A 22,195-nucleotide genomic window follows, 5' to 3' on the forward strand; every position below is an offset into this window, starting at 1 on the left:
GTGGGGTCAGTGGTCGCCGGGGTCCTGGGGAGCCGGGGCGGCGATGGCGGCGAGTTCGGTGCCGGGGGCGACGGTCAGGCCGCGCATGCCGTAGAAGATCCGGCCGGTGGCCGGGGTGTGGACCTTGTGCTCCTGGCCGTCGGCCGGGTCGATGACGCGGCCGATGACCTGGCCCTCCGTCACGTCGTCGCCGACTGTGAACTCCGGGTACCAGAGGCCGGTGGCCTCGGCAGTGATGCCGGCGGCCCAGACCCATGCGCAAATGGCCGTGTCGTCCTGGGGCTTGGTGTCCAGGACGCCGAGCCGGCCAAGTACTCCGTACAGGCCCTCGACGAGACGACGGGCGGTGTCCGCGTCGCGTTCGCCAAGCTGTCCGGTCTCCACGAGGATCGCCGGGACGCCCCGGCGGGCCACAGCCGCGTGGCTGTTGCCGCCGTCGGCGTTCATCCCGAAGATGACGTCCTCGATGCCGAGTGCGCCGGCCAGGTCGGCCGTCTTCGCGTCCAGAGCGGGGTCTCCGGTGAGGCGGTAGCCGACGAAGTCCGTCAGGACCTCGTCGATGCCGCCCGAGTGCAGGTCGACGTAGGCGTCGGCGCCGTCCACGAGGTTGGTGAACAGCCACGCCGCGAGACGTTCGGTGGGGCTGCCGTCGGGGTCGCCGGGGAAGACGCGGTTGATGTTCACGCCGTCGAGCGGGGAGACTCCGAGGCGACCCCGGTAGACGGCCGGGGGGTTGGCGACCGGGCAGACGATCACCTGACCGTGCACCTCGCCGGGCTCCAGCAGAGCGGCCAATCGGGTGGCCGCGTCGACCCCCGTGAACTCGCCGCCGTGCACGCCCGCGGTGATCAGAACGCGGGGGCCGGGGTGGGCGCCGTTGACCAGGGTCAGCGGAATGTCGACGGTGAGGGTGCCGAGGTCGGCGGGGACGGTGCCGCGGGTCTTGGTCCCGGGCTCGGCGCGCAGGACGCCGACGGACAGGGGGGCGGTCATGGTCGTCACGCCTCCGCTCGGTCGAGGGTGGAGATGAAGTCGATGGGCCGGGGCGTGGTGCCGTCCAGCGCGAGGTCGGCGGCGATGTCGCCGAAGGCGGGCGAGAGTTTGAAGCCGTGTCCGGAGAACCCGGCGAGCAGGACGACGTTCTCCGCTCCCGGCAGCGGCCCGACCAGAGGACGGCTGCTCTCGGTGTAGCCCTCCATGTAGACGGAGAGCCGGGTCGGATCGGGGTTCAGGTCAGGCATGTGACGCCCGATCAGCTCGGTGAAGATCTCCAGCTCCTCCGGGGCCACCTCTCGGTCGAGCCGGTTCGGGTCGCCGGCCGGGCGGTGCAGGGCGCGGGAGAGACCGAGCTTGACGGAGACGCCGTCCGGGGAGGGCAGGCCGTAGAAGTGGGTGGGCGCCGTCCGGATGAAGGCGGGGCGCTCTTCGCCGAACCAGGCGTCGGTGGTGGGTACGTACCAGGCGCTGATGAGGCGGCGGATGTCCACCTCCCAAGGCAGGTCCGGCAGCAGGTCGTTCACCCATGGGCCGACGGTGACGACGGCGGTGTCGAAGTGCTCGCTGCCTGCGTCGGTGCGGATCTCGACGCCATCCGCGACGGGCACGATCTCGCGGACCGTGGTGTAGCGGTGGATGCGGGCGCCGAGCTCCTCGGCGCGGCGGGCGGCGGTCTGGATCGTCAGCTCGGGCCGGATGAAGCCGGCGCGGCGGTCGAGCACGGCCGCGTCGCCGTCCTCGATCCGGAACTGCGGGAAGCGCTTGGCGAGCAGCTCGGCGTCGAGGACCTCGTGGTCGAGGCCGTGCTCGGCGATCGACTCGAGCACCGTGGCCATCTGGTGGTGATCGGTCGGCCCCATGAGCAGGCAGCCGGTCAGGCGGCGCAGCTCGCGGCCGGTCTCCTGCTGAAGCTGCTCCCACAGGGCGTCGGCGTGCCGGAGCAGCGGCACGTACCGGGAGTCCTCGAAGTGGGCGCTGCGGAAGATCCGGGTCTCGCCGCCGGCCGCGCTGCGGTCGTGGCCCGGGGCGAAGCGGTCGTAGCCGACCACCTCGGCGCCACGGGCGGCCAGGCGCCAGGCGGCCTGGCTGCCCATCGTTCCGACGCCGACGACGGCGACGCGCTTCCTGGCAGCTGACACAGGGCTTTCCTTTCGTATCGCCGCGGCGCATGCTGAGCCCCCGGCGTGAGGCTGATCGATTCGAGGCGGTTTGGACGGGTCCGGGCCCTCGGCGGGACCACAGCTCGCAATCGTCCGTATCTCGTAGGTCCGGCTCACTTCCGCGGGATCCCTCCCGAAGCCGTGCCACATTGTGGAATGCTGTGCTAGAATCTGGCACGAGAATGGCAGCGGTAAAGAGGGGAGTCAAGAGGTGCCCGCAAAGAGTTCCGAGGATTAACGGGGGGAAACCGGATGGAAATGAAGAGCGTCACCAGATCGCTGCGCATCTTGGAGGCGGTCGCCCAGCATCAGCCAGTGACCGTTGGCGAGCTGACCAAGATCTTCGGCCTGCCGAAGTCGACCGTGCAGCGCACCCTGGTCACGCTGGCGGAGGCCGGCTGGCTACGGGCCAGCCGGAAGGACACCACGCGCTGGGAGGTCGGCGCCCGCGTGCTGGCCGTACGGCCCGCCGCCCTACAGGGGTCCAGCCTGTTCGCCGCCGCCCGCGACCCCATGGTGCAGCTGCGGGACAAGGTCAACGAGACCATCCACCTGTCGGTGCCGGACGCACTCCAGTGCATGGTCGTGGTGGACCGCGTCGACTGCGACCACCCCGTACGAACCTTCCACGCCATCGGCGACACCTCACCCCTGCACGCCACCGCCACCGGGCGCGCGGTCCTCGCCCACCTGCCGAAGCAGGACATCGAGGAGCTCATCAGGCAGGGTCTGGAGCGCTACAGCGAGACGACACCCGCAGACCCCGAGGAGCTGCGCGCCGAGCTGCGGCGGATCCGCACCGACGGCTACGCGGTCAACCGCAACCAGTGGCGGCCGGGCGTCTGCGCCATCGCCGCACCCATCCTCGACGAGGACGGCACGCCGCTGGCCACCGTGGCCATCTCCATGCCCGATTCGCGGTACGACGCCGACGAGCTGCCCGAGTGGGGCCGCCTGGTCGCCGACACGGCTGCGGAGATCACGGGGCGCCGCTTGGGCACCTGAGCGTGTCGCGGCGGCCGACTTCGGCCCCGCATCACCGAGGGTCGACTCCCCCATACGGGAGCCGACCCTCGGTTCGCTTCACGGCAGGACCGGCCTTGCGCCCGGCCTGGGGAGAGTGCCGGGCACAGGGCGGCCACATCACGCGGCGGCGCGGTACGGCGCGTTCAGGGCAGCGCCAGGCGCCGCGGAGCACCGGAACAGCACAGTCCTGACTTCGGTCCGACCACCGGAGACCACCATCACGTGCCACATTGTGGAACGCCATGCTACATTACGGCATGATCATGCCTGTGGCTCCGGAAGCGAGTCAAGAGGACAGCGCGACAAATCCGCAGAACTGAGGGGCCGGGATTCAAATGAAGAGCCTGACCAGGTCGCTGCGCATCCTGGAGGCCGTGGCGCAGCACCAGCCGGTGACCGTGGGAGAGCTGACGAAGATCTTCGGGCTGCCCAAGTCGACCGTGCAGCGCACCCTGGTGACGCTCAACGAGGCGGGCTGGCTACGGGCGAATCGCAGGGACACCACGCGCTGGGAGGTCGGCGCCCGGGTACTGGCCGTACGACCCGCCGCCCTACAGGGGTCCAGCCTGTTCGCCGCCGCCCGCGAGCCCATGTTCCGGCTCCGCGACACCCTGAACGAGACCATCCACCTGACGGTGCCGGACGCCCTGCACGGCGTCGTCGTGGTGGACCGCGTCGACTGCGACCACACCGTACGAACCTTCCACGCCATCGGCGACATCTCCCCCCTGCACGCCACCGCCACCGGACACGCCGTCCTCGCCCATCTGCCGAAGTCCGAGGTCGACGAGCTCACGGCGGGCGCACTCGAGGGTTTCGGCCAGGAGACCATCACCGACCCGGCGGAGCTGCGTGCCGAGCTCCGCCGCGTCAGAGACCGCGGATACGCCGTCAACCACAACCAGTACCGCCCGGGTGTCTGCGCCATCGCGGCACCCGTCCTGGATGAGGACGGCACGCCGCTGGCCAGCGTGGCCGTCTCCATGCCCGACTCACGCTTCGACCCCGGCCGGCTCGCCGAGCTGGGGCGGCTGGTGACCGACACCGCGGCGGACATCACCGCCCGCCACCTGGGCTGAGAGCAGCGGCCGGCCGAACGCCGGCGCAGCGCTCTCTCCTCCCAGAGAGCGCAGACGTGCCGGGCAGCGCCGGCCTCCTCGCGGCGTACGGCGCCCTGGGCGCATGTGGCGAGCCTTCCAGTGCGCCATTCCGCTCCTCACGGGCGGCGACGAACTGTTCGGGTAATCAGCCGCCCCCACCAGGCTGAGCAGAGGGCCGCACGTCGTGGCTTACTTGTCAGCCGCGTCCGCCGCCCCGGCCGTGCAGCAGTCCACCGGACCAGCGGCCGACCCTTGCGCCATGCGACGCATGCGCAGCCTGCCTGTGCATGGTGAGGGACCTGCGCCCGCCGCCAGGTGGAGGAAAAGCCGCCGCCCCGTGCCCGGTGGCGTGGAAACCGGGCACGGGGCAGCCCGTCGCGGTGCGCGAAGCGGGGTAGTCAGGGCATGACCACCGTCATCGCACAGGCACCGCGAGGTACTGGTACTCGAGGAACTCGTCGATCCCCACCCGGCCGCCCTCACGGCCAAGCCCGGACTGCTTGACCCCGCCGAAGGGCGCGGCCGGGTTGGAGACGAGACCGGTGTTGAGGCCGACCATGCCCACTTCGAGGCGTTCACTGACGCGCAGGGCGCGGTCGAGGCCCTCCGTGAAGACGTAGCCGACCAGCCCCCAGGGGGTGTCGTTGGCGCGGCGCACGACCTCGTCCTCGTCGTCGAAGGTGAGGATCGCGGCGACGGGACCGAAGATCTCCGTGTCCATCAGGCGGCTTTCGGGGTCGACTCCCGCGAGCACGGTCGGCGGATAGAAGCAGCCCGGCCCTTCCGGCGTACGGCCGCCGACGAGCACCTCGGCGCCGCGCTCCACCGCGTCGGCGACCAGTTCCTCGACCTTGGCGCGACCAGTCCTGTCGATCAGCGGGCCGACATCGACACCGTCCCGGGTGCCGGGGCCGACCACGAGGGCGCCCATACGCTCGGCCAGGCGCCGCCCGAACTCGGCGGCCACCGAGCTGTGGACGAAGAAGCGGTTGGCGGCGGTGCACGCCTCGCCCATGTTGCGCATCTTGGCGAGCATGGCGCCGTCGACGGCCACGTCGAGGTTGGCGTCGTCGAAGACGATGAACGGCGCGTTGCCGCCCAGCTCCATCGAGGTCCGTACGACCGCGTCCGCGCTCTGAGCCAGGAGAATCCGTCCGACCTGCGTGGAGCCGGTGAAGGACAGTTTGCGAATCCGCCCGCCGCGCAGGAGCGGTTCGCACACCTCCCCCGCACGGGAGGTGGTGACGACGTTCAATACGCCGTCGGGCAGCCCGGCCTCCTTGAGGATCGCGGCGAGGGCCAGGCTGGAGAGCGGGGTCTGCGGAGCCGGCTTGAGGATCATCGTGCAGCCCGCCGCGATGGCGGGACCTATCTTGCGGGTGCCCATCGCCAGCGGGAAGTTCCACGGGGTGATGAGGAGACAGGGGCCGACCGGGCGGCGGGAGAGCAGCATGCGGTTGCGGCCGTCGGGCAGGATGCCTGCGCCGCCGTCGATCCGTACGGCCTCCTCGGAGAACCAGCGGAAGAACTCCGCCGCGTACGCGACCTCGCCCCTCGCCTCGGCGAGCGGCTTGCCCATCTCGGCCGTCATGAGGTGGGCAAGCTCGTCGACGCGGTCGAGGATGATCTCGTAGGCGCGGCGCAGGATCTCGCTGCGTGCCCGCGGCGCGGTACGGGCCCATTCCTGCTGCGCCTGGACGGCCGCGTCCTCGGCGAGCCGGGCGTCCTTGGCGCCGGCGTCGGCGACGTGGCAGAGGATGTCGCCGCTGGCGGGGTCGTCGACGGGCATGGTGGCGCCGTCCGCGGCGTCCACCCAGGCCCCGCCGATGAACAACTGCGTGGGTGTGTCGGTCATGACGTCTCTCCTGGTTGATCGGCGGCGGGGTCGAGCAGTTCGGCGAGGTGCAGGGCTCGGATGTCCCGGTCACCGGCGAGATGGTCGATCTGGGTGGCGCAGCTGAAGCCGTCGGCCACGACGACGGCCGGTGCAGCCTGGTCGATGGCGTCGAGGCGGGGCTTCAGTGCCAGGTCGGCGACGGCCATCGAGGTGTCGTAGTGCTGCTCCTCGAAGCCGAAGTTCCCGGCGAGTCCGCAGCAGCCCTCGGCCTCGTCGACGTTGCCCACGCCGAGCCGGCGCAGCAGGTCGGCGGGGCGCCGACCCTTGAAGGTTGCGTACTCGTGGCAGTGGGTCTGCAGGACGACGCTCGTAGGCACGGCGGGCGGGGTCCAGTCGGGGTCGGCGAGGTCGGTCAGGGCGCCGGTGAAGGTGTGGACCCGGTCCGCGACGCGCTGGGCGGCGTCGGTGCCGAGGAGTTCGGGCACGTCCCGCTTGAGGGCGGCGGCACAGCTGGGCTCGGCCACGATGATCGGCCGCCCATCGCCGTTGTCGAGGTGGGCGACCGTACGGGTCATGATGCGGCGCGCGACCGACAGCTGGCCGGTGCTCACCCAGGTCAGACCGCAGCACAGGCCGTCTTCGGTCGTGCAGGGGATCCCGGCGTCGACGAGTACCCGGCTCGCGGCTCCCGCGACCTCGGGACGGAAGGCGCGGGTGAAGCTGTCGACGAACAGCAGGGCCTTCGCCGGTTCTCCGTTCAACGCCTGGCGCAGGACCTTGCGGAAGGTGCGCCGGGAGGCGAAGGCCGGGATCCTGCGCTTCGTGGTGACGCCCCCGAGGCGGGCGAGCAGGGTGCCGACCGGTCCGCGCAGGAGGGCGTTGATCGGCCGGGCTGCCCATCCGGCGAGCGAGGAGGTCAGGGGAAGCCAGCCCAGCGAGTAGTGCGAACGGGGTCGCACGCGGCCCTTGTAGTGCTGGTGCAGGAACTCCGCCTTGTACGTGGCCATGTCGACGCCGACCGGGCAGTCGCTGGAACACGCCTTGCAGGACAGGCACAGGTCGAGGGCGTCGCGGACCTCCGTCGAGCGCCAGCCGTCCTGGACCGTCTCACCGCGCACCATCTCCTGGAGCAGGCGCGCCCGGCCCCGCGTGGAGTCGTTCTCCTCCCCCGTGGCCCGGTAGCTCGGACACATCACACCGCCCGCGTCGCTGCGGCACCGGCCGACGCCGACGCAGCGGCGGGCCGCGCCCGCGAAGCCGTCCTCGTCGTGCGGGAAGGTGAACTCCGTGGCCAGGGGCTGGATCTGGTGCAGCGCGAGATCGGCGTCGAGCGGAGCGGGAGCCACGATGACGCCGGGGTTCAGCAGCCCCTCGGGGTCAAAGACCTGTTTGAAGGCGGCGAACGCCCGGATCATCCGGTGGCTGTACATGACCTCCAGCAGCTCACCGCGGGCCCGTCCGTCCCCGTGCTCGCCGGACAGCGTGCCGCCGTGCGCGACGACCAGGGCGGCCGCCTCGTGCAGGAAGCGGCGGGCGGCGGTGCGCCCCTCGTCCGTGGCGAGGTCGAAGTCGATGCGCACGTGGACGCAGCCCGCGCCGAAGTGCCCGTACATCACGCCCGTCAGCCCGTGGTCGGCCAGCAGCTTGCGGAAGACCCGCAGATAGCCGGCGAGGTTCTCCGGTGCGACCGCCGAGTCCTCCCAGCCCGGCCACGACTCCCCGCCGTCGACGAGACGTGCGGCCAGGCCGGCCCCGTCCTCGCGGACCCGCCACAGGGAGCGCCGCTCTGCCGCGCTCTCCACAACCCGCCCGCCGGTCATCCGACCCTGTGCCTTGAGCACGTCGAGGAGCTCGGCCGCGCGCGTGTTGACCGTGGCCTGGTCGTCGCCGTCGAGCTCGACGTACAGCCAGGCGCGCCCCTCGGGCAGTCCGGTGACGGCGTCGGGACCACGCCGTGCCCGCATGGTGGCGACGATCGCCTCGTCCATGCCCTCGACGGCGGTCGGATTCCACCGCAGGATCTCCGGCACATCCTCGGCCGCGTCGACGACGTCGTCGTAGCCGAGGGTGAGCAGCGCCGAAGCCGGGGCGGTCGCCACCAGGCGGACCGTCGCGGCGGTGACGACCGCACAGGAGCCCTCGGTGCCGACCAACGCGCGGGCCATGTCGAAGCCGCCCTCGGGCAGCAGGTGGTGCAGCTGGTAGCCGGAGACCTGACGGGGGATCTGGCCCAGCTCGGTCCTGATCGGCCCCAGGTTTTCGCCGATCAGGCGTCGTACGTCCGCTTCGAGGCGGGTGACGTGGTCGGTGTCGCGTGGGTCGGTCGGGTGCAGGCCGGTACGGTCTGCGACGGCCCGCACACCGTCGGCCGTCACGATCTCCAGCGCCTCGATGTGGCTGCTGGTCCGCCCGTGCCGCACGGACCGGTTGCCACACGCGTCGTTGCCGATCATCCCGCCGATGGTGCAGCGGCTGTGCGAGGACGGGTCGGGGCCGAAGGAGAGCCCGTGCAGGGCGGTCGCGCTCTGCAGCGCGTCGAGGACGACTCCGGCCTCGACACGCGCGGTCCCGCCGGCCGGGTCGATGTCCAGGATCCGGTTCATGTACCGGGAGAAGTCCAGGACGACGCCCGGCCCGACCGCGTTGCCGGCCATGCTGGTGCCGCCGCCGCGGGCGGTGATGGGGACGCCCGTCTCCTTGCAGGCCCGCAGCACCGCGACCACGTCGTCGGCGCTGCGGGGGAAGGCCACGGCCTGCGGGGGGACGCGGTAGTTGGAGGCGTCGTAGGCGTACGGGCCGAGGGCGCCCGGACCGGATTCCACCCGCAGACCGGGAGCCGTCTCGGTGAGGCGGGCGGTCAGCCGCGCCACGCTGTCGCTCATCGCGGCGATGCTCCCGAGGTACCGGCTTCGACCGCGGTCGCCCACGCCTGGAGTCCTTCGTCCACCGCCGTCTCGTCGATGACGAGTGCCGGGATCATCCGTACGACCTGGTTCCAGGCGCCGCACAGCAGCAGGAGCAGGCCCTCGTCGATGGCGGCGCGCTGTACGCGGGCGGCGGTCTCGGGGTCGGGGCTGCCGTCCTCGGTGACGAACTCGCTGGCCAGCATCAGGCCGAGGCCCCGCACGTCGCCGATGCCCGGGGTGCGGTCGGCGACCGCCTCCAGACCGTGTCGCAGCCGCTTGCCCATCGCCTCGGCGTTCTCGACGAGCTTCTCGTCCCGCACCACGTCGAGCGTGGCACAGGCCGCCGCACAGGCCACGGCGTTGGCGCCGTACGTGCCACCCTGCGAGCCCGGCCACGCCTTGCTCATCAGCTCCTCGGAGGCGGCGATGCCGGACAGCGGGAAGCCGCTGGCCAGCCCCTTGGCGGTGACGAGGATGTCCGGCGTGACACCGAAGTGATCATGCCCCCAGAAGCGGCCGGTGCGACCGACGCCCGTCTGCACCTCATCGAGGATCAGGAGGAACCCGTGGCGGTCCGCGCGCTCCCGCAGCCCCTCCATGAAGACCCGGTTGGCGGGCACGTACCCGCCCTCGCCGAGGACCGGCTCGACGATGACCGCGGCCGTGTCGGCGGGCGAGGAGATCGTCTGGAGCGTGTAGTCGAGCTCCTTCAGGGCGAAGCGGGTGGCGGTCTCCTCGTCCCAGCCGTACCGGTAGGCCGACGGGAAGGGGGTGACGACCACGCCGCTCATCAGCGGGGAGAAACCGGAGCGGAAGCGGGTGCCGGAGGTGGTCATCGCGGCGGCGGCGACCGTACGGCCGTGGAAGCCGCCGTGACACACGATGACGTTCGGCCGACCGGTGGCCTGGCGGGCCAGGCGCAGCGCGGCCTCGACGGCCTCGCTTCCGGAGTTGGTGAAGAACAGGCTGTCCAGACCGGTCGGCAGCACCTCGCCGAGCTTGTCGACGAGGCGGCGAAGGGGCTGATGCATGACCGTCGTGTACTGGCCGTGGATCAGCGTGCCGACCTGTTCCTGCGCCGCCGCCACGACCTTGGGGTGGCAGTGGCCGGTGCTGGTGACGCCGATGCCGGCGGTGAAGTCGAGGTAGCGGCGGCCGTCCTGGTCGAAGAGATGGACGCCCTCGCCCCGGGTCGCCACCACGGGCGTGGCCTGGCGAAGGTGCGGCGACAGTGCGGTCATGGTCGTCTCCCGGCGTGGGTCGTCGGACTGGTGCGCTCTGCCGAGCATCTCCGCCGCCCGGCGGCGAGCCAACGCGCGATCTGTCCGGTACGGGCCCGCTGTTCGGACGTTGTGTCAAGCACGGGCCGGAAATGCGGCGCTCACTGCCTCATTCCACCGAGGCAGGACTGCCCTTGCGCAGGTCAGCAAGGCTTGTCACAGTGGCCGGGCACTCCCCTCCCGGCTTCGCTCGGGCGGGGCACCCCCATGGAGACACCGTGAACGACAGCCGTTCGACGGCACGACCGCCGGACATGGGCGGCCCGGACAGCACCCCTCCCGCCCGCGCCCTCACCGTCGCCGACGTCCTGGCTCTGCCCGTCCTGGCCGCCGGCCGGCCTCAGGTCGTGACCGGCGTGACCTTGCTCGACCGGCCGGTCCGCTGGGTCCACATCACCGAGCTGACGGATCCCGCGTCCTTCCTCAAGGGCGGCGAACTCGTCCTGACCACCGGCATGCCCCTGCCCGAGGAGTCCGCAGGCATCCAACGCTACGTCGACGAACTCGCCCGCATCGGGGCGGCGGCCCTGGTCATCGAACTCGTACGGCGCTACCACCGCCCGCCCGACGCCCTCGTCCACGCCTGCCGCACCCGCGGGCTGCCCCTGATCACCCTCGCCGAGGACGTCAACTTCCTCGAGGTCACCCAGGTCGTCCACGGCCTCATCCTCGGCAACCAGGCCGAGGCGATGCGCCGCACCCAGCGCGTCCACGAGGCGTTCACGACGCTGACCCTGCGCGGCGCCGGACCCGAGGACGCCATACGCGCGGCAGCCGAGATGAGCGGCCGCACGGTCGTCCTGGAAAATCTGGTCCACCAGGCACTGATCTGCGAACCCTCCGGCACCACCCTGGAGGAAGCGCTCACCGACTGGGAGCAGCGCTCGAGAGCAACCCCGCCCGGCGACCGCACGAGCCGACGCGGCCCGGAAGGCTGGCTCACGGCATCGGTCGAGTATCAAGGTGAACGTTGGGGCCGCGTGGCCATGCTGCCCGTCCCCACCACCGAACCGGCCTTCGGACCGGAGCACATCACCGTCCTGGAAAGGACGGCGATGGCCCTGACCGTCGCGCGCCTCACCCACCCGACCCCCTGGGAAAGCACAGCGCACCGCAACGCTCTGCGCGACCTCGTCGAGCAGCGCCACCGCTCCGCAGCGGACGCCTGCGCCCGGCTGGCCGCACTGGGCCTGCCCACCGAGAACAGCCGCTTCCTCACGGTCGTGGTGGACCTCCCCGCAAGAGACACCACAACGCAAGCCGAGGCCCGCCTCTCCCAAGTCCTGCACGCCACGGGAATCCCGGCGCTCATCGGCGAACTGACCCCCGGCCGCCTGGGAGTACTGCTCGCCCTGAGCCCCTCACACCCCTGGCAACCCGCGGTCGAACGGCTGAGCCACGTGGCGCGCGACCTGTCCCCGCGGGCCGTCGTGAGCGTCGGCTTGGAGGTCGACCTCCTCACTGACACTCCCCGTTCCTTTCATCAGGCGAGCCGCGTGGCCGAGGCCACCCCGCCCGACCAGCCTCTCCCCCCGGGCCGCTCCTTCCACGAACTCCGCGATGTCGACCTGCGCCGCCTGCTGTATGCGCTCCGCGAGGACACCCGGATCCAGGACTACGCCGAACGACGACTCGGCCGCCTCCTCGATCACGACGCCCGACACGGCACCGACCTGCTGACGACCCTCCGCCACTACCTCGACGTGGCCGGCAACAAAACCAGCGCCGCCCGCCGCGGCGGCCTGTCCCGCGAGACGTTCTACCAACGCCTGCGCACCATCGAGCGCCTGCTCGACTGCGACCTCGAATCCGGCGAACAGCGCACCGCATTGCACGTGGCCATGATGGCGCTGGACGTCTTGCGCACCGGGTGACCCGATGGCGCACCGGGACCAGTCCAACTCGCCCTGGGCGCCGAGTGCGTCAAGGATGACTCGGTGCAACCGGGCCCACACTCGGTCCCGGCTCCACTGGGCAAACCCGCGGTAGACCGTCTGCCAACGGGCTCCGAAGACCGGGGGGAGCTGGCGCCAGGTGCAGCCGGACGTGGCGACGAACACGATTGCCGCGAGCGCCTCCCGGTCGCCAGCACGACGGCGGCCACCACCCTGCGGCCTCTGCACGACCGTCGGCGGCACAACCCGTCCACGTGGGCTCAACGCCTCGCCCCCGTCCACCATTGCCGCCCGGGCCGTGGACGCCACCGTTGAAGGTGATCCGGTACGGGCGGTTCGGCGCGAAACGGCGGGCGGTGGGTGAAGCCGACCGCATCCTCGTTGTGCATGCCGTTGACGACCCGGGCGCTCAGGTGCCGACGCAGACCCGTGGTCGGTGCTCAGGTCTGAAGAGGGAATGGGCGGTGAGGTCGGCGCGGGATCAAGGCGGTGGACTGCGGCGGTGGAGCGCCCTCGACGGCTCAGCTCCTGCACGAGCGGCGTCACTTTGCAGGAAGGTGAGCCCGCAGCTATCCTCATATTCAACAATGCGACTAGGTGCCTAGTTGTTTAGCGATGGCCGTGTGCCACTTCCATCAGCAGCGTTGACGAGAGGCGGTCGGCCCCGTGTCGAGCAGTGGGTATCTGCGCTATGTCGCCCTGGGCGACAGTCACACCGAGGGGCTCGGGGACGGCGACGACGTCCGTGGTCTTCGGGGCTGGGCGGACCGGCTCGCCGAGCAGGTCGCCCGCCACAGCCCCGGCCTGCTCTACGCCAACCTCGCGGTGCGCGGCCGTAAGGCCGGTCAGGTGCGCGCCGAGCAGCTGGCTCCGGCTCTCGCGATGCGGCCCGACCTCGCCACCGTGGTGGCTGGGGTCAACGACGTGTTGCGCCCGGGTTGCGACCTCGACGAGGTGGCCGACCATGTTGAGGCGATGTTCGCCGCCCTCACGGCGCAGGGCGCCACCGTCGCGACCCTCATGTTTCCCGATGTCGGGCGTATCACGCCGTTGGCCCGCCCGATCGGTCACCGTGTTCTCGCACTCAACGCACGCATCCGGGAGGCCGCCGACCGCCACGGCGTGGTGGTGGCGGAGACGGCCGCGCACGCGGCGGCGACCGATCCGCGGTTGTGGAGTGCTGACCGGCTGCACGCCGGCCCCCTGGGACACGCGCGCATCGCGGCTGCCGTGGCCCAAGCGCTCGGTCTGCCGGACAGCGACGACACCTGGACCCTCCCCCTTCCGGCCGAGAGGACAGGCACCTCCGGCTGGAGGACCGTGGGTGCCGAACTGCGCTGGGCCGGCACCTTCCTCGGCCCCTGGGTCGGCCGCCGCCTGCGTGGCCGCTCCTCCGGCGACGGCCGCCAGGCCAAGCGGCCGGCCCTGCTTCCGGTGGCCGCGCCCACCGGGGACACCTCCTCAGCCGTATGAGGCTCCGCCCGCGACGACGCCGGCGGCTCCTCCTGCTGCGCTTCTCTCTTCCTCGTACCGGAGCTGGAAATGAGTAACGCCCACCCCTTCCGCGTCCTGCGCGCGAAGCGTCTGTGGACCGTCAACGGCGTCATCGTGGGCTTCGTGGCAGTGCTGTTCACGGTGTTCTACGTCGGCGCCAACATCGACCCTGCCGGTCACCTGCACAAGCTGCCCGTCGGCCTGGTCAGCGCCGATGAGGGGTCGAAGGTCGGCGGCAAGCAGACCGACCTCGGTGCACAGATCACCCAGTCGATCAAGAAGTCGTCCCAGGGCGGAGACAGGATCGACTGGAAGCTGATGGACGAGGCGGAGATGAAGGAGGAACTGGGCAAGGGCAAGCTGTTCGGCGCGCTCGTCGTGCCCCGCGACTTCACCGCCACTGTCGCCGCCCTCACCGGCCCCGGGGTGGCCGGCAAGCCCGTCCGCCCGACACTCACCGTGCTGACCAACCAGTCCGCCGGCAGCGTGGGGTCGAGCATGGCGCGGCAGGCCACGACAACGGCCGCGCAGTCGGCCTCCGCGCAGGTGGGTGAACAGCTGACCGCTCAGGCCGAGGCCGCGCAGGCCCAGCTGCCCGCTGCCGCGCGCCTGCTGCTGGCCGACCCGGCCGTGCTGCAGATCGAGGACGGGCATCCGCTCGACTCGCACAGCGGCCTCGGTCTGAGTGCCTTCTACTACTCCCTCGTCCTCGTCGTCTGCGGCATGCTCGCCGCCAACGTCATCAGCGGCCAGGTGGACCACGCCCTCGGCTACACCCACAGCGACATGGGCCCGCTGCGGGTCCACAACCCGCTGCTGCGCGCGACTCGGGTCCAGACCCTGGCCATCAGTAGCACGCTCATGATCGGTCTGTCCCTGCTCATGGGCAGCCTGGCCCTGGCCGGTGCGGTGGGCATCATGGGCATGGACGCCTCTCACCTGCCCCTGTTGTGGCTCTTCTCCGTGTGCACGATCGCGGTTGTCGGCATCGGCGGGCTCGGACTGCTCGCTGTGTTCGGCACGCCGGGGATGCTGTTCATCACGATCTTCTACATCGCCATGGCGGTACCGACGTCCGGCGCCACGGTCCCTCTCCAAGCCCTCCCCGGTTTCTACCGCGTCCTCGGCGAGTTCGAGCCCCTGCGCCAGATCACGGGCGCCGTCCGCTCGATCCTCTACTACGACGCCCAGGCCGACGCGGGTCTGACCCGGGGCTGGGTGATGCTGGGCGTGGGACTCGCGGTCGCCGGCCTCTTCGGCTTCGGTGTGACCCGGTTCTACGACCGCAAGGGACTCCATCGCATTCCCGCCGACGAGGAACCGCGGCCGCTCCTCGCCCGGGCATGGTCCGACGACCGGTGAGGGGTGGAGTCGGGCACGACCGCCCACTCACTTTCTTGACCGATCGTGCAGGTGGGATCGTCGCGGTCAGCCGTCGGCCCGGAGCGCGGCCGTGCGCTGTTCGAGCCTGCGCAGCGCCATGTCCCCCCACTGGAGGTTCTCCCGCTCGAACGACATCCCGCGCAGCAGGGTGAGATACGGGCCGATGCGCTCGGCCTCGGCGAAGTACGCCTCCTCCGAGCGCCCGTCGAGCAGGCGCTGCCGGAGCCGCTCGTAGCGGGCCAGCTTGGCGGTGGCCCACTCCATGCGCTCCGCGATGGCAGTCCGGACCGCTTCCATGTCGCCCGCGTCCAGGCACTGCACCTTGACAAGCAACTCGTCCCGGACCACCGCCGGTTTGCCCAAGGGTTCGGCGGTGTAGGCGTGGACGGCCTTCCGCCCGGCCTCCGTCAAGGAGAACAACCGCTTGTTGGGGCGGCGCTCCTGCTCGACGACGCGGGCCGTGACGAGTCCTTCGGCCTCCATGCGATCCAGCTCCCGGTAGAGCTGCTGGGGCGTCGACATCCAGAAGTTGGCTACCGTCGCGTCGAACGCCTTCGCGAGGTCGTACCCGGACGCCTCGCCCTTCAACAGCGCGGCCATCACCGCGTTCCGCAAAGCCATAAATGCACGCTAACAGATTAATCAACAGCGTGACTAATAGTCACCCCTCCCCCGTAGACACGCCCTAACAGGCCCTCTATTCTCAACCATACCTATTCACATTTTTGAGTATCAGAGGTGGGCTCATGCATCCCTTCCGCAAGGCCGTCGAGAGCCGCGACCTGGACGCCGTGGCCGCTCTGCTGGCCGACGACGTCGTCTTCACCAGCCCCGTCACCTTCAAGCCGTACCCGGGCAAGGCGATCACCGCGGCGATACTGCGCGGCGTGCTCCGGGTCTTCGAGGACTTCACCTACATCCGCGAGATCGCCAACTCCGAGGGCCGCGATCACGCCTTCGTCTTCACCGCCACCGTCGCCGGCAAGCAGCTCCAGGGATGCGACTTCCTGCACTTCGACGACGCCGGGAAGATCGACGAGTTCACGGTGATGGTGCGCCCGCTCTCCGCCGCCCAGGCGCTCGGCGAGGCCATGGGCGCCCAGTTCGAGCAGATCGCCCGAGAGGCCGCCGAACAGTAACCACGACGACGGACTTCGACGCGGTGGTCATCGGCGCGGGGCGACGCCGGACTGACCGCCGCCACCTTCCAACGCTGGGACTGCGCACCCTCCTGGCGGAGCGCCACAACGTCCCCGGCGGCTGCGCCACCTCCTTTCGACGAGGCCGCTTCGAGTTCGAGACGGCGCTGCACCAGCTGTCCGGAGTCGGCCTGCAAGTGTCGTCCAGGAGCACGACCTGTATCGCGCCGTGGTACCCGGTCGACACGATGTGACCCAGCCCGCCGACTGGGCCGGCGCCGTGGACGCCCTGGAGGACGCCTTCCCCGGCAACCGCGCCCGCGTCGAGCGTTTCTTCGCGCTCGCCAGGGACGTGCCGGAGCCGTCACGGCACACGCCCTCGACGCCCGGATGCTCGCGCAGCCAAGCTTCCAGCGTGTCGGCGGTGCGGTCGGGCAGCACGTCGATCCGCTCACAGGTCTCGGCGTCGATCACCACGGTGGCATAGCGGTGCGGCCGGCGCAGAGCGAAGTCGTCGACGCCGATCACGCGGGTGTCCGCCCGGTGCGCAACGGCATGCGCAGCAGGGCGCGCAGGGCCGTGTGGCGAGCAGGCCCGCCGCGAGTATCGCCGGCAAACGAGATCCCGCCCGGCCCGCCAACTCCTTCACCAAAGCCTTGAGTTACCTGGTCAGACGGGCCGTGCATCGCTGGTGACACTCAAAAACTCCGGGCATCTGCTCGCGGAAGGGCGGTCGGCAGCCGCGCGTGGGACACACCAAGCGCCGCCCCCGCACACGAACGTCGAGGACGGCTGCCCGTCCGTCGCCTCTGCTCGAGGGCGTTGCGCCGCTCGGGACGGTTGAGCAGCAGCAGCCACCGGACGGTGCCGCGTTGCTCGACGAGCAGAGGTTTCCTGCCGGTCAACGTGGCTCCGGGGCGGCGAGTTCGGTGCGCCGGCGATTGCGCAGCAGGTAGCGCTGGGTCTTGTCGCTGGAGGTCTTGGGCAGGGCGTCGATGAAGTGGATCGTGGGCGGCGTAGCGGGACTTGACCAGCAGCTGGAGTTCGGTGGCCACCTTCGGCATCAGATCGAGCAGGCGGGCCACTCGCGCTCCCTTGGCCCAGGCCCTCGGTGCCGTACTCGACCGGATGCCCGCGCCGCCCGGTCGGGATTTCGCGGCGAGCGAGGTCGGCCAGCTCCCGGCGAAGGCGCTTTTACGCCTATCTCCGCTGGCGCAACGCCAACGCCCGCCACCCCGACGTCCTTGCCGCCCAGCGTCGAGAGCGCGCCCGCAGCCGCAGCGCGAAGGGCATCCGATGGGACGGACGAGCGAGGACGGCGGCTTGATCATTCGCCAACGTCAACGTCGCGCAGTCCGCGACTCCCAGTTCGGACAGCACCGCCTGGAGCCGCTCCAGGGCCGCGGTCGTGTCCGGCTCTCCGCGATTTCAAGGTCAAGATGGCAACGACCCATGCCGCTGCCCGCGACGGTGACCTCGCCGTCGAGCTCGAACGCCGTCTCCAGAGCCTCCTCGACGTCGTCACGATCGATCGGCAGCCCCACGAAGACGATCTCGACGACCACTCCGGTCCTCCCTCTGAACCCGGCGAACCACAGCGGTCAGGGCACCTAGCTGCTCGCCGGTCGACCGTTCGCCGGCGTCTCGGTTCGCCAGCCGAGGAGGATCGTGCGAAGCGCCTGTTCGGCGAGGTAGCGGGCGCGATCGTTGCCGACGCTGCCGAGGTAACTGAGCGATGCGATGCCGTACAGCGTGCCCCAGAGGATCTCGCAAGCCTGGTCGAAATCGGCCAGGACCACGTCGTGTGCAGCCGACCAGGTGGTGAGCAGCTCCTTGAGGACGTCGATGACCGGTTCCGCGACGCGTCGGCGTTCGTCCGCGTCGACCATCGGGTCGTTCATGACCTGGAAGAGGTGGGGGTGCTCGCCGGCGAACCGGACGTACTGCGACGCGATGCACGTCATGCGCCGGTCCGTATCGGGCTCCTGCGCGGCTCGGCGGAACTCGGTCAGCATCAGGCGGTGACCGTGCGCGACCAGCTCCAGTACGAGCGCGTCCTTGTTGGCGAAGTGCTGGTAGACGACGGGCGCGGAATATTCGACGTCGGTGGCGATGCGCCGGATCGTCAGGGCCGCGACACCCTCGGTCTCGAGAACGTGCAGCGCGGCCTCGATGATCCGCTCCCGGGTGTTCGCCCGTTCGCGGGCCCGTCTCGTGCTGGTCGACATGGTCCGTCACTTCGCTTCGATGGTGTCCTCGAACACTAGTCACCGCCTTGACCGCGCCGACGACGCGCGTCATAGTTAACGCCGTTAGGAAATCTAACAACGTTAGAAACGGGTAGTAAGTCATGATTTACCACATCAACAGAGTCACGATGAAGGCCACTGCGACGCCTGAGCAGATCGAGGGGGTGCTGGAGAGCTGGCGCGATCAGGGCCGGTCGAACCCCGCCATCAAGTCCTTTGTCGTCGGCCGCGACCACGGCGGCGAGTACACGTACGGCGCGGTGTTCGTCTTCGAACATCTCGACGGGCTCTTCGCCTACCTGACGCACCCGACCACCTACCAGACCGACCACCTCGGACTGCACCTGGTCGAACGGCTGGAGATCTTCGACGTCAGTGACGACGACGACCCTGACCTGAACGCCAAGATCCAGGAACTGCACCGGCGCCGCAACGAGCCCAACCCGCATATCGCCGGCATGCTCGCCGACGTGCCCACCTATACCGGCTCCGGCGTGGACGACTGACCGATACCCCGGAGAAGGAGAAACCGTCATGGCCAAGCACGTCATCATCGGTGCCGGTTCCATCGGTACCAACGTCGCTCGTCTGCTCGCCGAGCGCGGCGAGAGCGTCCGGATCGTCACCCGCAGTGGGTCCGGCCCCGAGCACCCGCTGGTCGACCGGGTCGCCGCGGACGCGTCAGACCCGTCCCGCCTGACCGAGCTGTCCCGCGGCGCGGAAGTGATCTACCACTGCGCCAATCCACCCTCATACACGGTGTGGGAGCGCCTGTTGCCGCCCCTGCAGACGGCGGCCATCACCGCCGCCAAGGCGAACGACGCCGTCCTCGCGCTGACCGGCAGCCTTTACGCCTACGGTCCGCAGCCCGGTGGCCGGATGAACGAACACACCCCCATGGCCGCCACCGGGCACAAGGGCCGCCTGCGCAGACGCATGTGGGAACAGGCCCTCGCCGGGGGGATCCGCACCGTGGAGGTCCGCGGCTCCGACTACATCGGCAAGGACGCCAACGGTATCTACTCCCTGCTCATCAAGTCGGCCCTGCAGAAGGGGAAAGCGGCCTGGATCACCGGCCACCTGGACATGCCGCACACCTTCACCTTCAACGGCGACATGGCACAGGCCCTCATCACGCTGGCCTCGGAAGAACGCGCGTGGGGCCGACCCTGGCACGTGCCGTCCGCGCCGGCCGTCACCATTCGCGAGCTGGCACGGCGCTACGCCGTCGCGGCAGGCCGGCCACCGGTCAAACTGATCCAGATACCGCGCTCCGTGACGCGTACGGCCGGGCTGATCGTGCCGATCGCCCGCGAGATGGCCGAGATGGACTACCAGTGGTACGCGCCGTTCCACATGGACGCGACGGAGACCGCCGACACCTTCCGCCTGACCGCCACCGACCTCGACACCGCCGTCCGCAACGAGGTCAGCTGAACTCCCACCGCCACACCTGCAGGCCGACGGCATGGCCGCCGACACCGTGAACGTTCGTGGTCACGAAGGCGAACCGTCCGAAGAGCAAGGACCCGTCCTGCCGGTCGTCGTGCAGGGCTTCTGCGAGTTCGACGGCGCGACAGACAGGCTCGGTGACGACCCATTCGACGTGGGTTCCGCCCAGCGCCTGCCCTTTGATCGAACACGAGCGCTTCCCCAACTTTTTCCACGGTGCCTACCGCATGTGCAAGCCCGGCCACGCCGCGAAGGTCCTCTACGGCCATCCGTGATCGGCCACGACCAGGTCTCGAACGGCTACCGGGCCGTCGGTGGCGGAGGCACGGCTACACGCCGCAGGCCGACTGGCCGGTGTACCTGACCATGGCCGGGCTCTACCACCTGCAACACGACAAGACGGCCCGCGACCTTGCTCGCGGCCTGCTGGCGTACATGCAGCGGATGACGTGGGAGCAGGACAAGATCCTCGAGAGCCCCTTCGACCTGCCCACCATGCATGCGAACCTCGGCGACACCCTGAAGAGATCGACGGCGCCGGCCCCCTCGTGAAGCGCATGCGCAGATCACCGACCGCGAGTGGCCCGGCATCCGCTTCAACAAGGCGACCCGCGCTGCCAGCCGCCGACTGCAGACAACCCCTACCTCGCCGACGTCGCCGCCCACCTGTCGCCGTCCGCGCCGCCAGAGGTGCTGTCCTTCTCCGAGCTGCGCGCCTGAACTCTTCCCCGACGTCACCTACGAGCTGGACCTCGGCGAAGCCCTGATCCTCACGCCGCTTGTGGACCGCTCCAAAGCCTCCGTCCGTCCGGCGGTGCCCGGAAGCCTGCCAGGAAACGATCATCCGTTCCACGCCATTCAGCGGGCCGGAGATGTCCCTTCTCAGTCATCAGTTCCTCACCCCCCAGCGAAAGACGGGACCATGGCACCCACGACTACCAGGCGCTCACGTGCAACACACATCGCGGCCCGCGTCAGCACAGGGAGGACCGGCATGGTGCTCGCGCTCGGCATCACCGTAGGAACGGCCCTGGCCGCTGACCCGCCAACCTAAAGCGGCGACTTCAGCTGGGCCTCGACGGCGATGAAGCGACTGGCGAACTGCGCCTCCACCCATTACTGCAACGGCACGCAGCAGGCTGCGGGCTCCGCTTCGCTCTCTCCCGCACCTGGCAGCGCAGGAGTTCGGAGATCCGCTGGTCGAGCCCGTCCTCGCGCACACGAACCGAGGAAGATCGGACTTGACGTCCACTCAGATCTCCTGGGGCTTGTAGGAGCTGGGTTCGCGCAGCGCGACGCGACCTAGGAGGTCGACGGTTTTGGTGACGCCCTCGACGGGGGCCACAAGAACGTCCTCGTGCTCGATGCTCAGGACGTCGTCGTAGCCGACTCGACGCAGGGCGAGGCAGAAAGCGCGCCAGAACGCGTCGTCGTGGCCGTAGCCGAGGGTGACGTAGTTCCAGGAGCGTTCCTTGGCGGCCATGACCGGCAGCGTCTCCAGCCTGCTGGTCAGTGCCTGGCGGGAGGGTTCCAGCCGGGTGTCCTTGGCGTGCACGTGGTAGATCGCCTCGCCCAGGGTCTCGATGGCGGCGAGCGGGTCGGCACCCATCCACATCAGGTGACTGGGGTCGAAGTTGGCCCCGACCACGGGCCCGACCTCCTCGCGCAGGCGCAGGAGGGTGGGGACGTTGTAGACCGCCTGGTGGGCGTGCATCTCCAGAGCGAGCTTGGGTACGCCCCGGTCGCGGGAGTGGGCGACGAGGTCTCGCCAGTACGGGAGTACGGCTTCGGTCCATTGCCACTCGAGGATCTGTGTGGTCTCCGGCGGCCAGGAGACCGTGATCCAGTTGGGGTTGGCGTCGCCCGGCCCGCCCGGCAGCCCGGACATCATCACCACGCGGTCGACGCCGAGGAGCGGGGCGAGAGCGATCGTCCTGCGCGCGACCTGGTCGTGCTCGCGGCCGCTGGGCCCGGGGTGCAGGGGGTTGCCTGAGCAGGTGAGGGCGCTGATCGTGAGCCCTCGGTCCGCGACCTTGGCCAGCAGTTCGCGGCGCGCGCCGTCGCTGTCGAGAAGCCGGTCGATGTCGATGTGCGGGGCGGTGGACCAGGCGCCGGTGGCGAACTCCACGTGGTCCAGGCCGAGTTCGGCGGCCAGGTCCAGGGTCTCGTCGAGCGTGAGGTGCCCTACGCTGTCGGTGTTCAGACCGATCTTCATGATGCGTCCCGTCTACGGTGTGGTCGGGCGGGGAGCGGTGGTTCCCCGCTGGTTCGGTGTGCC

The 22,195-nt window shown here is 70.2% G+C and carries 19 protein-coding genes and 3 pseudogenes; 10 read left to right on the forward strand and 12 right to left on the reverse strand.

Annotated elements, in window-relative coordinates; translation table 11 throughout:
* Nucleotides 1-6: 6 nt before the first annotated feature.
* Both AQJ46_RS23610 and solA read right to left on the reverse strand, forming a co-directional pair.
* Nucleotides 7-993: a succinylglutamate desuccinylase/aspartoacylase family protein gene (locus tag AQJ46_RS23610; protein ID WP_059207708.1), complete on the reverse strand. Its 987-nt coding sequence runs from the start codon at nucleotides 991-993 to the stop codon at nucleotides 7-9.
* A 5-nt stretch (nucleotides 994-998) separates the two neighbouring features.
* Complete coding sequence (solA, locus tag AQJ46_RS23615; RefSeq protein WP_059207492.1) at nucleotides 999-2,135, reverse strand: N-methyl-L-tryptophan oxidase; 1,137 nt, start codon at nucleotides 2,133-2,135, stop codon at nucleotides 999-1,001.
* A gap of 279 nt (nucleotides 2,136-2,414) precedes the next feature.
* Between solA and AQJ46_RS23620 the strand changes: the two genes are divergently transcribed.
* Together AQJ46_RS23620 and AQJ46_RS23625 are read left to right on the forward strand one after the other, a co-directional pair.
* Nucleotides 2,415-3,161 (forward strand): IclR family transcriptional regulator, encoded by a 747-nt coding sequence (locus tag AQJ46_RS23620; RefSeq protein WP_059207493.1) that lies wholly within the window; start codon nucleotides 2,415-2,417, stop codon nucleotides 3,159-3,161.
* 356 nt (nucleotides 3,162-3,517) lie between these two features.
* A complete protein-coding gene (locus tag AQJ46_RS23625; RefSeq protein WP_059207494.1) occupies nucleotides 3,518-4,261 on the forward strand; it encodes an IclR family transcriptional regulator in 744 nt (247 codons plus the stop codon).
* Between the two features lie 436 nt (nucleotides 4,262-4,697).
* Here the strand turns inward: AQJ46_RS23625 and AQJ46_RS23630 are convergent, their stop codons facing one another.
* From AQJ46_RS23630 to AQJ46_RS23640, 3 genes are read right to left on the reverse strand one after another with little or no spacing between them, the layout of a single operon-like run.
* Nucleotides 4,698-6,137 (reverse strand): NAD-dependent succinate-semialdehyde dehydrogenase, encoded by a 1,440-nt coding sequence (locus tag AQJ46_RS23630; RefSeq protein WP_059207495.1) that lies wholly within the window; start codon nucleotides 6,135-6,137, stop codon nucleotides 4,698-4,700.
* Complete coding sequence (locus AQJ46_RS23635; protein WP_059207710.1) at nucleotides 6,134-9,001, reverse strand: FAD-binding and (Fe-S)-binding domain-containing protein; 2,868 nt, start codon at nucleotides 8,999-9,001, stop codon at nucleotides 6,134-6,136. Before AQJ46_RS23635 ends, AQJ46_RS23630 begins: the two co-directional genes overlap by 4 nt.
* Nucleotides 8,998-10,266 carry an aspartate aminotransferase family protein gene (locus AQJ46_RS23640; RefSeq protein WP_059207709.1) on the reverse strand — a complete coding sequence of 423 codons (1,269 nt, stop codon included), beginning with the start codon at nucleotides 10,264-10,266 and terminating at the stop codon, nucleotides 8,998-9,000. Before AQJ46_RS23640 ends, AQJ46_RS23635 begins: the two co-directional genes overlap by 4 nt.
* A 293-nt stretch (nucleotides 10,267-10,559) precedes the next feature.
* On the opposite strand from AQJ46_RS23640, the gene AQJ46_RS23645 reads away from it, so the two are divergent.
* Nucleotides 10,560-12,179, forward strand: a complete 1,620-nt coding sequence (locus AQJ46_RS23645; protein WP_059207711.1) for a PucR family transcriptional regulator — start codon at nucleotides 10,560-10,562, stop codon at nucleotides 12,177-12,179.
* Here the strand turns inward: AQJ46_RS23645 and AQJ46_RS52390 are convergent.
* Nucleotides 12,177-12,485, reverse strand: a pseudogene (locus AQJ46_RS52390) (transposase); the annotation flags it as partial. The gene AQJ46_RS23645 and the pseudogene AQJ46_RS52390 sit on opposite strands and share 3 nt — an antisense overlap.
* 381 nt (nucleotides 12,486-12,866) lie before the next feature.
* Between AQJ46_RS52390 and AQJ46_RS23650 the strand changes: the two are divergent.
* Both AQJ46_RS23650 and AQJ46_RS23655 read left to right on the forward strand, forming a co-directional pair.
* The gene (locus AQJ46_RS23650) at nucleotides 12,867-13,673 is read left to right on the forward strand and encodes an SGNH/GDSL hydrolase family protein (RefSeq protein ID WP_059207496.1); all 807 of its coding nucleotides are present in this window, start codon (nucleotides 12,867-12,869) and stop codon (nucleotides 13,671-13,673) included.
* A 69-nt stretch (nucleotides 13,674-13,742) separates the two neighbouring features.
* A complete protein-coding gene (locus tag AQJ46_RS23655; RefSeq protein WP_059207497.1) occupies nucleotides 13,743-15,056 on the forward strand; it encodes a DUF3533 domain-containing protein in 1,314 nt (437 codons plus the stop codon).
* 66 nt (nucleotides 15,057-15,122) lie between these two features.
* Here the strand turns inward: AQJ46_RS23655 and AQJ46_RS23660 are convergent, their stop codons facing one another.
* Nucleotides 15,123-15,698 (reverse strand): PadR family transcriptional regulator, encoded by a 576-nt coding sequence (locus AQJ46_RS23660; protein ID WP_059207498.1) that lies wholly within the window; start codon nucleotides 15,696-15,698, stop codon nucleotides 15,123-15,125.
* Between the two features lie 125 nt (nucleotides 15,699-15,823).
* Here AQJ46_RS23660 and AQJ46_RS23665 point away from each other — a divergent pair, with 125 nt between their 5' ends.
* A complete protein-coding gene (locus AQJ46_RS23665; RefSeq protein WP_059207499.1) occupies nucleotides 15,824-16,216 on the forward strand; it encodes a nuclear transport factor 2 family protein in 393 nt (130 codons plus the stop codon).
* Nucleotides 16,217-16,567: 351 nt separating this feature from the next.
* On the opposite strand, the pseudogene AQJ46_RS52395 reads toward AQJ46_RS23665, so the two are convergent.
* Nucleotides 16,568-17,021, reverse strand: a pseudogene (locus AQJ46_RS52395) (transposase); the annotation flags it as partial.
* A 381-nt stretch (nucleotides 17,022-17,402) separates the two neighbouring features.
* On the opposite strand from AQJ46_RS52395, the pseudogene AQJ46_RS58805 reads away from it, so the two are divergent.
* Nucleotides 17,403-17,543: pseudogene (locus AQJ46_RS58805) on the forward strand (integrase); the annotation flags it as partial.
* A gap of 13 nt (nucleotides 17,544-17,556) precedes the next feature.
* On the opposite strand, the gene AQJ46_RS23680 reads toward AQJ46_RS58805, so the two are convergent.
* Nucleotides 17,557-17,781, reverse strand: a complete 225-nt coding sequence (locus AQJ46_RS23680) for a hypothetical protein (protein ID WP_063803842.1) — start codon at nucleotides 17,779-17,781, stop codon at nucleotides 17,557-17,559.
* A 45-nt stretch (nucleotides 17,782-17,826) separates the two neighbouring features.
* Nucleotides 17,827-18,444 (reverse strand): TetR/AcrR family transcriptional regulator, encoded by a 618-nt coding sequence (locus tag AQJ46_RS23685; RefSeq protein WP_059207502.1) that lies wholly within the window; start codon nucleotides 18,442-18,444, stop codon nucleotides 17,827-17,829.
* Nucleotides 18,445-18,566: 122 nt separating this feature from the next.
* On the opposite strand from AQJ46_RS23685, the gene AQJ46_RS23690 reads away from it, so the two are divergent.
* A complete protein-coding gene (locus AQJ46_RS23690; protein WP_059207503.1) occupies nucleotides 18,567-18,971 on the forward strand; it encodes a Dabb family protein in 405 nt (134 codons plus the stop codon).
* Nucleotides 18,972-18,999: 28 nt separating this feature from the next.
* Nucleotides 19,000-19,902 (forward strand): SDR family oxidoreductase, encoded by a 903-nt coding sequence (locus tag AQJ46_RS23695; protein WP_059207504.1) that lies wholly within the window; start codon nucleotides 19,000-19,002, stop codon nucleotides 19,900-19,902.
* On the opposite strand, the gene AQJ46_RS23700 is transcribed toward AQJ46_RS23695, so the two are convergent.
* Nucleotides 19,895-20,122 (reverse strand): hypothetical protein, encoded by a 228-nt coding sequence (locus AQJ46_RS23700; protein WP_059207505.1) that lies wholly within the window; start codon nucleotides 20,120-20,122, stop codon nucleotides 19,895-19,897. The two genes, AQJ46_RS23695 and AQJ46_RS23700, sit on opposite strands and share 8 nt — an antisense overlap.
* A gap of 161 nt (nucleotides 20,123-20,283) precedes the next feature.
* Here AQJ46_RS23700 and AQJ46_RS23705 point away from each other — a divergent pair, with 161 nt between their 5' ends.
* Nucleotides 20,284-20,469: a hypothetical protein gene (locus tag AQJ46_RS23705; RefSeq protein WP_159064046.1), complete on the forward strand. Its 186-nt coding sequence runs from the start codon at nucleotides 20,284-20,286 to the stop codon at nucleotides 20,467-20,469.
* Nucleotides 20,470-21,169: 700 nt separating this feature from the next.
* Here the strand turns inward: AQJ46_RS23705 and AQJ46_RS23710 are convergent.
* The gene (locus AQJ46_RS23710) at nucleotides 21,170-22,132 is read right to left on the reverse strand and encodes a sugar phosphate isomerase/epimerase family protein (RefSeq protein WP_059207507.1); all 963 of its coding nucleotides are present in this window, start codon (nucleotides 22,130-22,132) and stop codon (nucleotides 21,170-21,172) included.
* Nucleotides 22,133-22,195 lie beyond the last annotated feature (63 nt).

Origin of the sequence: Streptomyces canus (assembly GCF_001514145.1) — a bacterium.
In the GTDB taxonomy this organism is placed as follows: Bacteria; Actinomycetota; Actinomycetes; order Streptomycetales; family Streptomycetaceae; genus Streptomyces; species Streptomyces canus.

Coding starts and splice junctions, on each gene's coding strand:
- AQJ46_RS23610 (WP_059207708.1), bottom strand. CDS start 993: ATGACCGCCCCCCTGTCCGTCGGCGTCCTGCGCGCCGAGCCCGGGACC.
- AQJ46_RS23710 (WP_059207507.1), bottom strand. CDS start 22,132: ATGAAGATCGGTCTGAACACCGACAGCGTAGGGCACCTCACGCTCGAC.
- AQJ46_RS23655 (WP_059207497.1), top strand. CDS start 13,743: ATGAGTAACGCCCACCCCTTCCGCGTCCTGCGCGCGAAGCGTCTGTGG.
- AQJ46_RS23635 (WP_059207710.1), bottom strand. CDS start 9,001: ATGAGCGACAGCGTGGCGCGGCTGACCGCCCGCCTCACCGAGACGGCT.
- AQJ46_RS23705 (WP_159064046.1), top strand. CDS start 20,284: ATGGCCGGGCTCTACCACCTGCAACACGACAAGACGGCCCGCGACCTT.
- AQJ46_RS23690 (WP_059207503.1), top strand. CDS start 18,567: ATGATTTACCACATCAACAGAGTCACGATGAAGGCCACTGCGACGCCT.
- AQJ46_RS23685 (WP_059207502.1), bottom strand. CDS start 18,444: ATGTCGACCAGCACGAGACGGGCCCGCGAACGGGCGAACACCCGGGAG.
- AQJ46_RS23620 (WP_059207493.1), top strand. CDS start 2,415: ATGAAGAGCGTCACCAGATCGCTGCGCATCTTGGAGGCGGTCGCCCAG.
- AQJ46_RS23645 (WP_059207711.1), top strand. CDS start 10,560: ATGGGCGGCCCGGACAGCACCCCTCCCGCCCGCGCCCTCACCGTCGCC.
- AQJ46_RS23625 (WP_059207494.1), top strand. CDS start 3,518: ATGAAGAGCCTGACCAGGTCGCTGCGCATCCTGGAGGCCGTGGCGCAG.
- AQJ46_RS23665 (WP_059207499.1), top strand. CDS start 15,824: ATGCATCCCTTCCGCAAGGCCGTCGAGAGCCGCGACCTGGACGCCGTG.
- AQJ46_RS23660 (WP_059207498.1), bottom strand. CDS start 15,698: ATGGCTTTGCGGAACGCGGTGATGGCCGCGCTGTTGAAGGGCGAGGCG.
- AQJ46_RS23640 (WP_059207709.1), bottom strand. CDS start 10,266: ATGACCGCACTGTCGCCGCACCTTCGCCAGGCCACGCCCGTGGTGGCG.
- AQJ46_RS23695 (WP_059207504.1), top strand. CDS start 19,000: ATGGCCAAGCACGTCATCATCGGTGCCGGTTCCATCGGTACCAACGTC.
- AQJ46_RS23630 (WP_059207495.1), bottom strand. CDS start 6,137: ATGACCGACACACCCACGCAGTTGTTCATCGGCGGGGCCTGGGTGGAC.